The organism is Rhodococcus sp. (in: high G+C Gram-positive bacteria) (assembly GCF_049591685.1).
GTDB lineage: Bacteria > Actinomycetota > Actinomycetes > Mycobacteriales > Mycobacteriaceae > Rhodococcoides.
In genome coordinates this window covers 1-9,190 of sequence record NZ_JBAWFH010000142.1, presented here as the reverse complement: position 1 = coordinate 9,190, position 9,190 = coordinate 1, and the positions used below count along the sequence as shown (strand labels likewise).

Genomic DNA, 9,190 nt, shown 5'->3' with positions numbered 1-9,190 from the left:
GCGGGACTCACCGCCCGCGCGGACAGTGCCGCAGCCGAACCCGCGCGCACGCCCCCGCCGGCCGACCCGATCGTGCTCGATGTCATCACCACCAGCATCACCACCACGACCTCCGCGACCGATCCCGATCCGGCCCTCGCTACGTCCGATTCGACAAGAAACGACTTTCTATGACCACGGACGCCCGCGAGATTGCCCGACGACTGCTCTCTCGCTCCGGATATACAACGGTCCACATGAACGAACCCAGCCCACCACCGAACACACCCGTCGGTGTCGCGGCGGGCAGTGCACCGCCCGAGGGTCGCGGCTTGCTCGACCATCCCGACGTGGTTGCGACAGTTGCACAATTCGACGGCGTGGACCGGATGTTCGAGGAACTGGGCGTCCCCAACCCGCTCTACCTTCCGCACGAAGGCACGAGCGGACCTGTCATCCGGCAGATGGACCGCGACATGATCAATTTCGGCTGCTTCAACTATCTCGGTCTCAGCGCGGACGCCAGGGTGGCCGACGCTGCGAAGGCCGCGATCGATTGTTACGGCACCTCGGTCTCGGCCAGCCGCATTGTCTCCGGCCAGATCCCGCTGTATGCCGAGATGGAGGCGCGCATCGCGCAGCTCTACGACGTCGACGACGCGGTCGTCACCACGAGCGGGTACCTGACCAATGCTGCAGCGGTCGGCTACCTGTTGGGGCGGGGCGATGTCGCGGTGTGCGATTCGCTGGCGCACAGCAGCATCGTCTCGGGGACGGAGTGGGCGGGATGTCGACGAGTGACGTTCCGCCACAACGACCCTGCGGCGCTCGAAGCGATTCTGAAGATGTCCCGCAACAGCTTCAAGCGAGCGATGGTCATCCTGGAGAGCCACTACAGCATGGACGGCGACGTCGCACTGCTACCGCAGTTGATTGCGGTAGCGCGCAAGTACGACTGCGCCGTGATGATCGACGAGGCACACTCCATCGGCGTGCTCGGCCGACGCGGCCACGGAATCCGCGAATTCTACGACCTGCCGGGCGACGCCGTGGACGTGTGGATGGGCACCATGTCCAAGGCGCTGGGAAGCGTCGGAGGGTTCCTCGCGGGCAAGCGTGAACTGATCCGGGCGTTCAAATACTCGGCGCCAGGCCTCAGCATGTTCGCCACGGCACCGGCACCCGCGTCCATCGCCGCCGCACTCGCCGGCCTCGACATCATGGACGCCGAGCCGGAGCGAATCACACGACTGCACAGCAACGCTCAGCATGCGTTCGCGACGGCGCATTCACTCGGTTTGAACACCGGACTGGCCGAGGGAACCGCGATCCTCCCGATCATCGTCGGCGACACGCACCGGGCGGTGATCGCCGGCGTCACGTTGCTCGACGCCGGCATCAACGTGAACGCGATCACCTATCCGTCGGTGCCGCTGGGCGAAGAACGACTGCGGATGTTCCTCTCCAGCGAGCACAGCATCGAACAGATCGACACCGGCTTGACCGAGGTGGCGCGAGTGCTCGAGCACCTCGGATCACCGTCAGTGAATCAGCACCATCGCGCCCCAGACGAAGCCGGCGCCGATGGCGGCAATCACCGTCTTGTCACCGGTTCGTAGACGCCCCTGCCGTTCGAGCTGCGCCAGCGCGGTGAACACACTGGCGGCGCCGGTGTTGCCGAGGCGGTCGACGGTGATGGGCGCGCGGGCGCGGTCGAGTCCCAACGTGTCCATCACGTCGTGAACGATGTTGCGGTTTGCTTGATGAACCACGACGTGGTCGACCTCGGTCAAACAGATACCTGCCTCGGACACCGCACGCCGGATCACATCGGGTAGCAGCGTGGTGGCCAGAGTCCACACCCGTCGACCGTCCATGTAGATGTAGTGATCGCCGTGTGCGAACGAATCCTCGCTCAACGGGTGCCGGGAGCCTCCACCGCGGATCCCGACGGACATGTCGAGCTCGGACGACAGGACGACCGAGCGTATCCCTCTGTCCTGATCCAACTCTCGGGTCACCAGCGCGGCACCCGCGGCGTCGCCGAAGAATATTCTCGTCGTTCGATCCTGCGGGTCGGTTTGTCGCGAGAAGACCTCGGACGCAACGGCCACGATGTTCCGGTAGCGCTCACCGATCATCGACGACGCCACCTCCATCGCGAGAAGTCCGCCCGCACAGGCGCCTTGCGTGAGGTCGATGGGAACCGCGCGCGTCGCACCGAGTCCGTGTGCAACGGTGAGAGCGGTAGACGGAAACGGCTGATCGGGATTGGCCGTAGCCAGAACGATTGCGTCGATGTCACTTGCCGGCACCGCACTGCGGTCGAGCACGCGCTGGGCGGCCTCCAACGCGAGATCTGATGCCGCTCTGCCGGGTTCGAGGAAGTACCGTGTCAGTATTCCCGTACGCTTCTCGATCCACTCCGGATCGGTATCGAGGTCGGCGCAGAGCTCGGTATTGGTGACGACGGTGGCAGGTACGGCGTCGGCGAAACAGCGCAGCGTCGTCGATCTCGATGTCTCGTTCATTTGCTTCCCGACCGTCCAATGAAGTTGAATAGTTGACCATTGCGTTCGGTCGAAACAGTAAGTGAGGCAATGATTATCCGCTTCTGTCGACCCGACGAGCGCGCCGCGATATCGTAGCCGCATTCCGCGCGAATCGGCAGTCTCGACGGCGCATTCGCGCCGGTGTATGGTCTCGACGCGAAGGGCCAAGCACGTTCGACAGGCACGTCCGCCCGACCGCACAACACCTCGACTTCTGCGCACTCCTACCGACGGGACCCTTCTCGTGGCCGACAGCTTCGACGATGACAGAACCGCCGCGCTCGGACGATGGACAGATGGCATCGTCCGGCACGCCCGATGGGTGCTCGTCGGCTGCGTCACGCTGATCCTCGTCGCCGGGGTCTGGGGGGTGGGAGTGATCGAGGGCCTCAGCCTCGGCGGTTACGCGGACCCGAACAGCGAAGCCGCCCGCGTCGACGACACCGTCGACGCGCAGTTCGGTCGAACATCCCCGGACGTCGCCATCGTCTACACACCGAGGGACGATCGCTCGATCGACAGCATCCGAGGCGCCGTCGAACAGAATCTCGCCGGTATCGACAGGTCCCTGCTCGCCCGAGAGCCGACCACGTACTGGACGGTCCCACCCGCCTTCAGGCAAGGCTTGCAGTCGTTCGACGGGCGGTCCGTGATCGCCGTCCTCACGTTGGTCGGCGACGAGGGCACCCGGGTGGAGTCGTATCGAACCATTCGTGACGAGCGAAGCGTCGACGGAGTCGACGTTCGGTTCGGGGGGTTCGCTGCGGTCGTCGATGCCTACAACACCGAGGCGCGCGCCGATCTTATTCGGGCCGAACTGATCACTTTCCCAATTCTGATGGTGTTGCTTCTGGTCATCTTCGGCGGCGTGACGGCCGCCGCAATTCCCCTGTGTATCGGTGGCCTCGCGATTCTGGCCTCGCTCGCCGTCATGCGCATTCTGACCACCTTCACCGAAGTGAGCGTATTCGCAACAAACATCGCGACGCTGGTGAGCCTCGGCATGGCCGTCGACTACAGCCTGTTCGTGCTGACCCGTTTTCGTGAGGAGATACGCAGGGGTGCCTCAGCCCAGGACGCCGTGCGCCGCACGATGTCGACGGCGGGGCGCACGGTCGCCTTCTCCGGTTTGCTTCTGGTGTGCGGGTTCGTCGGCATGCTCATCTTCCCGCAGGCAATGATCCGCTCTCTCGGGTTCGGCGGCATGGCGGCTGTCGGCGCCGCGGCTTTCGTCTCCCTCACGGCGCTGCCCGCTGCGCTGACGCTGCTCGGATCGCGCGTCGATTCACTCAGCTGGCGTCGGGGAGCCATCGACCGCGGAGACGCCCGCGCAGAACGGTTCTGGGGCTCCATCGCCTCGAAGGTGACCAAGCGCCCCATCCCCATCGCGGTCGCACTCTTCGCGTTGCTGGTACTGCTCAGCGCACCCATCCTGGGGGTCACGCTCGGCGACCTCGACCACAGGGGGTTGCCGGAGGACTCCCCCGCTCGCGTCGCGACGGATACGTTGTTCTCCGACTTCCCGCTCGCGAACTCGGGCGTGACGATCATGGTCAGGGCCGACGACGGCGGGGTTCCCGATACCGTTGCGGTGCAACAGGTAGCCGACGATGTCGGACGAGTCGACGGCATTGCCGCCGCGGCTCCCGGTGGTTCGGCGGACGACTACTCCGTCGTTCGTGCGATTCTCGAATCACCGGACCGGACGGAGGCGGCGCTTGCGACCGTCGACGGCATTCGCGACATCGTGCCTCCCGCCGGAACGTCGATTTCCCTCGGTGGGCCTACCGCGCTGAGCCAGGACGGCCTCGAATCCATTTATCGGACGCTTCCGTGGATGTTCGCCATCATGATCGCCGCGACGTATCTCGTCATCACCCTGGCGTTCAAATCGGTGGTGCTGTCGGTCAAGGCCATTGCGATGGCCATGGTCAGCCTCGCCGCAACATTCGGGGTACTCACCTGGATCTTCGCCGACGGCCACGGCGCAGACCTTCTCGGCATCACCCCTGGCCCCCTTCAGGCGACGATGAGCATCCTCGTCGTCGCGGTCGTGTTCGGGCTGTCCACCGATTACGAGATCTTTTTGCTTTCCCGCATCTGCGAAGCACACGACGCCGGCGCTGATACCCGTGAGGCCGTACGCATCGGTGCCGCCAAGACCGGCCGCGTCGTCACCGCCGCCGCACTGCTGTTGATCACCGTCACCGCCGCGTTCTCGTTGTCCGAACTGTCCATGATGCGACTGCTCGGAATAGGCGTCATCGTCGGCCTCGTCATCGACGCGACCGTTGTGCGCATGCTTCTCGTCCCGGCTCTCGTCGCGGCGATGGGCAAGGCGAACTGGTGGCTGTATCCCGAAAAGCCCGTGTCCGAACCGAAGAGGGATCACCAGAATGCCGGTTGACATCAGATTCGCCACCCGCGCGGACATCCCGGAGATGGCGTCGCTGATGGCTCGCGCCTTCCAGGCCGACGACCCCGTCAGCGGGCATTTCTTCCCCGACGACGAACGCAGACCGGTCAAGCAGCGGCGCATGATGTCGGCGCTGATCCGGCATCGGTATCTCCCGGCCGGTGGCGCCGAGGTTGCGACCATCGACGGCACCATCGTCGGCGTCAGCCTGTGGCACCCCCACGACGCACCGCCCCGCCAGTGGTGGCGGCCCATTGTCGCCGGCCCACATCTGTTGTGGGCCATGCGCAGTGGAGTCCGCGCCGGCATCGCGATGGACCGAATGCTCGACGCAGGAGCGCCCGGTGACGACGCGGTTCTGTGGGTCTATCTGGGCGTCGAACCATCGCTGCATCGGTCGGGCGTCGGCGCGACACTGTCGCGGGCCATCTTTGACCGGGTTGACCGCGAGCGGCGGACGACTTTCGGCATCTGCAAGAGCGGGAACATCCCGTTCTGGACCACGATGGGATTCGTCGAAGTGGGTACCGCCACGATCGGGCGGAGGGGTCCGACGGTGCACCGGATGAACCGACCACCCGCCTGTGTGCCGGGCGGGTCGTAGCCGGAATACGCCGCCCACGACCCGCCGCTCACATTGGCCGCTGCGATTACAACGCTGTCCGGCCGGCTTCCATCAGCTCGAAGCCGTACCGGTCGCCGAGTTCGCCGAGCCTCTCGACATGCGCGTCGTCGAGAGCCGTTCCGATACTGCGGAGTTCGAATTCGCGAGACACCGCCAGCAGCATCGTCTCCGCCAGGCACGCGAACGTCGTCCCTGCGGCGAGGCCGACGTCGAGGCCGTAGTCCGATCCTTCGGGTAGGCGGACGATGCCCCCGTCGAACACCGTCACGTCGGGTCGCGTTCTCGCGACGTCGTGCGGAATGTTGGGCGGCTGAGCCACATCGCACACAATCGCACCGGACTTCAGGTCGGCCGCGGCGATCAGCGAGTGCGGAGCAGATGTCGCCGCGATCACCACATCGGCCCTGGCAACGCCCGCTGCTGGATCGTCGAAGAACTCGAGGTGCCCCGACGCCACCAGGTCGTCGACCGAACCTTGGGTCGTCATGGCGGCCAGCCGACCCGTTCCGCCGCGCGCAGCATCCGCGATCTCCTGAGCTGCAGCCCACAGCTTCGGCGCAATTCGGCCGTGCTCGCCCGGTCGCCCCACCAGTGTCACCGTTGCGACATCCGGCGCCAAGGCGCGGGCGATCGTCCGTCCGATCGCACCCGCAGCCCCCAGCACCGTCACCCGCACGTCCGACAGATCCAGTCCCCGCCCCGCGCACACCCGGCGAACGGCTCGGATACTCGCGGCAGCCGTGAAGGCGTTGCCTGTGGTCAACACACCCGACATCTCCCCCAGCGCGATGCCGTTCGCCGTGACGACCGACGAATACCCACCGAGACCGACGACCTCGGCGCCTCGATCGAACGCCAACTGAGCAGCCGCGGCGACAGCAGCAACCGCCACCTCCCGCGGTAGCTTCAGCAGCGCCCGCGAGGTGTAGGGCAGCCCGATCAGCTCGCCGCGGGCGGCGCCGTCCGACGTGGAGACGATCCTTCCGCTCCCAATCAAGAACGGCGCGGGACTGAGAAGCGATGTGGCGCCGGCGAATCGACCGAGCAGCTCGGTCCGCTCCGCGTGCGAGAAGTCCACCAGGGAATCGTCGAAATGCGCGAACTGATCGAGATCGAGCGGGTGCGCGACGAACCCGAAGGGACGATCGCCCGGGACAGCCGGCGGATGAGGCAGTCGACGTCCCAAGTTGGACACCGATGCCGGCGCAGCTGACGGCTCCCTGCCCACGAGATGCCCGATCACGCCCGTCAGATCACCCGCAGCCACGAAAGCCAACGCTCGATCGAGTGCCGCAATCATGCGACGGCATTCGGAATCGGTCACCGTCAACGGAGGTTCGATCCGCAACACCCGCGCGCCGAACAGCGTGGGCGCGATACGAATGCCCTCGACCTGCGAAAGGTACGAGGAGATCATCACGGCCATGTTCTGTTGATCCGCGATGGAACCCAACAACGACTGCCTGCCGACGAAGTTGACGTCATCGGTCAATTCGACGCCGAGCAGCAGACCACGGCCACGGACGTCGGTCACCACGGACGGGTACTTCGCCGCCAGCCTCTCCAAGTCCTGCGTCAGCGAGCGGCCGAGTTCACCTACCCGGGTGACCAAAGCGCTACCGTCGGCGGTGAGTTCGTCGACGACCGCGATGCCGATGCGGGCCGTCAGCGCGTTGCCCGCGAACGTGGACGTGTGGCGCAACGCGAAACTCTCCCCAACCAATTCTGGCTTGCACAGCACCGCTCCGCTGGGCAGAACGCCTCCGCCGAGGGCCTTGGCGACGGCGAGAATATCCGGCACGACGCCCTCGTGGTCGCACGCGAAGACTCGACCGGTCCGGCCCAACCCTGTCTGCACCTCATCGACCGCAAGCAGAACCCCGTGTGCGGTGCAGATCTCGCGCACACGCGTGAGGTAGCCGTCGGGCGGAGTGACGACGCCGCCCTCACCCTGAATCGGTTCGACGACGAAGACGGCGTACTTCCCGGGGTGCGACGCCAACGTCGCCTCGAGGGCATCGCTGGCGCCGAACGCAATGCTGTCGAAGCCCGCGATCGGCGCGCCGAATCCGTCCTGGTATTTGCGGTTCCCGGTAGCGGACAGCGCCCCCAGGGTCTTACCGTGAAAACTGTTGCGCGTACTCAATATTCCGAGCCGCCCCGTCGCCGCCCTGGCGATCTTGATGGCAACCTCTATCGCCTCGGCGCCGCTGTTGACGAACGTGACTCGAGCCAACCCGGGCGGCGCGATTTCAACGAGCCGGTTGGCGAGCTCGCCCGCCGGGTAGAGAACCGACGGCTGCACGAAGACCGGTTCCCCGCCGTCACGGACGGCATCCATCGCGCGCCACACGCACGACGGGTTGTGCCCGAACGGGAGCGCGCCGTAGGCACCTGCGAAATCGAGATGGGTTCGGCCGGAGGCGTCGTACAGTTCGGTGCCGCGGCCGGAGGTGTATTCGATGTCCAGATCGACTGCCCCCAGCAGTCTGAACAGTTCGGGATTGACCTTGTCCGCGTAGCCCGCCCGCCCGGATGTGTGCGTGGAGGAAGTCCGTCCGATGGTCGTATCGGTCATCAGTACTCCGTGTTCGTCTCGCGTTTCTGCCTCCGGCACGCGAGGTGCCCGGGAGGCGATCTCACGCAACCAGAGCTCGCCCCGATACAGGACGCACGCGCGATGTTAACCGCACTAACGGGTTCACTCAGAAGCCGGAACTGCGCGAACAAGGAAATTCAGTGTCAAAACCCAGCCCTCGGTCGGTTTTGTTGGCACACTGCACAATACGTGTTGCCGATGTCACAATCTGCTATTTGAGCTCGGTGGCCGAAACCACCCAGCGGCCGTCGATGTTCTCCATGTTGACGACGATCGGGAACATCGCGCTGTCGTACGCAACTCCCGCACGCGTGGAGCTGACGTTCATGTTGGCGAGCAACTCGGCTTTCTGGTCTTCGAGCCGAGTCAGACCGATGTCCATGATGTCGACCTCGGTGGCTGTCTGCGTCTGCTGCGCGCCCGACTTGATCGCATCCAAGAACTGGTTGGTCTGCTCCTGCAGCTCCGGGCCCATGTAATCGCGAGCCTTCGCCAGGTCGTCATCGATGGTCTCGTAGTTGTAGCGATACAGCGCCGTCAAACCCTCGGTCGCAGCCCTCGTCACCTCGGACGAAGCGCCCTGGTCGACCCACGCTTGATTGTCGTTCGACCCACCGGGCTTCAGCGCGGCCACCGTCGCAAAGGCAATGAGCAATAGCGCCACTGCACCGACGACCACGACGGGCATCCAACCGAGTCGAGAGCGGGACGCTCCGGATGCGGTGTCCGGAGTGAGACCGTTGTCTGCGGCGGGATCAGCGTCGGCGGCGGTAGCCGTGTCGGCGGTAGCCGTGTCGGTCTTCGTCAGAGACACCGACTCGGGAGTTTCGTCCGAAGACGGCAAGGCAGTGAACGCCTCGGTCTCGGTATTCCCGGCTGCGGCCGTATCGGGTATGGCTGCTGTGGCGTCGGTAGCCAGGTGTGCGTCCGGGCTCGCGGCCGATCCGTCAGGCTTGCGGGTCGATCCGGCGACCTTCTTGCGAGCCTTGCTGGTGGTTGTGGGCGGAACAATTTTGCGG

Annotated in this window: 6 protein-coding genes; 3 read left to right on the top strand and 3 right to left on the bottom strand. The window is 65.4% G+C overall.

The features are described from left to right. Positions 1 to 236: 236 nt before the first annotated feature. Positions 237 to 1,598, top strand: coding sequence for an aminotransferase class I/II-fold pyridoxal phosphate-dependent enzyme (locus tag WBQ44_RS06110; protein ID WP_495565833.1), 1,362 nt, complete (start codon positions 237 to 239; stop codon positions 1,596 to 1,598). Here WBQ44_RS06110 and WBQ44_RS06105 read toward each other — a convergent pair. Then, positions 1,521 to 2,510, bottom strand: a complete 990-nt coding sequence (locus WBQ44_RS06105; RefSeq protein ID WP_495565832.1) for a 3-oxoacyl-ACP synthase III family protein — start codon at positions 2,508 to 2,510, stop codon at positions 1,521 to 1,523. The two genes, WBQ44_RS06110 and WBQ44_RS06105, sit on opposite strands and share 78 nt — an antisense overlap. A 265-nt stretch (positions 2,511 to 2,775) precedes the next feature. Here WBQ44_RS06105 and WBQ44_RS06100 point away from each other — a divergent pair, with 265 nt between their 5' ends. Beyond that, on the top strand, positions 2,776 to 4,938 hold the full coding sequence (locus WBQ44_RS06100; RefSeq protein WP_495565831.1) for an MMPL family transporter: 2,163 nt from the start codon (positions 2,776 to 2,778) through the stop codon (positions 4,936 to 4,938). Beyond that, positions 4,928 to 5,551 (top strand): GNAT family N-acetyltransferase, encoded by a 624-nt coding sequence (locus WBQ44_RS06095; RefSeq protein ID WP_495565830.1) that lies wholly within the window; start codon positions 4,928 to 4,930, stop codon positions 5,549 to 5,551. The genes WBQ44_RS06100 and WBQ44_RS06095 overlap by 11 nt, the downstream gene beginning before the upstream one ends. A gap of 46 nt (positions 5,552 to 5,597) precedes the next feature. On the opposite strand, the gene WBQ44_RS06090 is transcribed toward WBQ44_RS06095, so the two are convergent. Further along, positions 5,598 to 8,150 (bottom strand): aminotransferase class III-fold pyridoxal phosphate-dependent enzyme, encoded by a 2,553-nt coding sequence (locus tag WBQ44_RS06090; protein WP_495565829.1) that lies wholly within the window; start codon positions 8,148 to 8,150, stop codon positions 5,598 to 5,600. A 232-nt stretch (positions 8,151 to 8,382) separates the two neighbouring features. Then, a partial coding sequence (locus WBQ44_RS06085) for a hypothetical protein (RefSeq protein WP_495565828.1) occupies positions 8,383 to 9,190 on the bottom strand: 808 nt, incomplete at its 5' end.

Bases quoted from the DNA above. Each gene is read 5' to 3' on its own strand.
- WBQ44_RS06090 (WP_495565829.1), bottom strand. From the start codon at position 8,150: ATGACCGATACGACCATCGGACGGACTTCCTCCACGCACACATCCGGG.
- WBQ44_RS06095 (WP_495565830.1), top strand. From the start codon at position 4,928: ATGCCGGTTGACATCAGATTCGCCACCCGCGCGGACATCCCGGAGATG.
- WBQ44_RS06110 (WP_495565833.1), top strand. From the start codon at position 237: ATGAACGAACCCAGCCCACCACCGAACACACCCGTCGGTGTCGCGGCG.
- WBQ44_RS06105 (WP_495565832.1), bottom strand. From the start codon at position 2,510: ATGAACGAGACATCGAGATCGACGACGCTGCGCTGTTTCGCCGACGCC.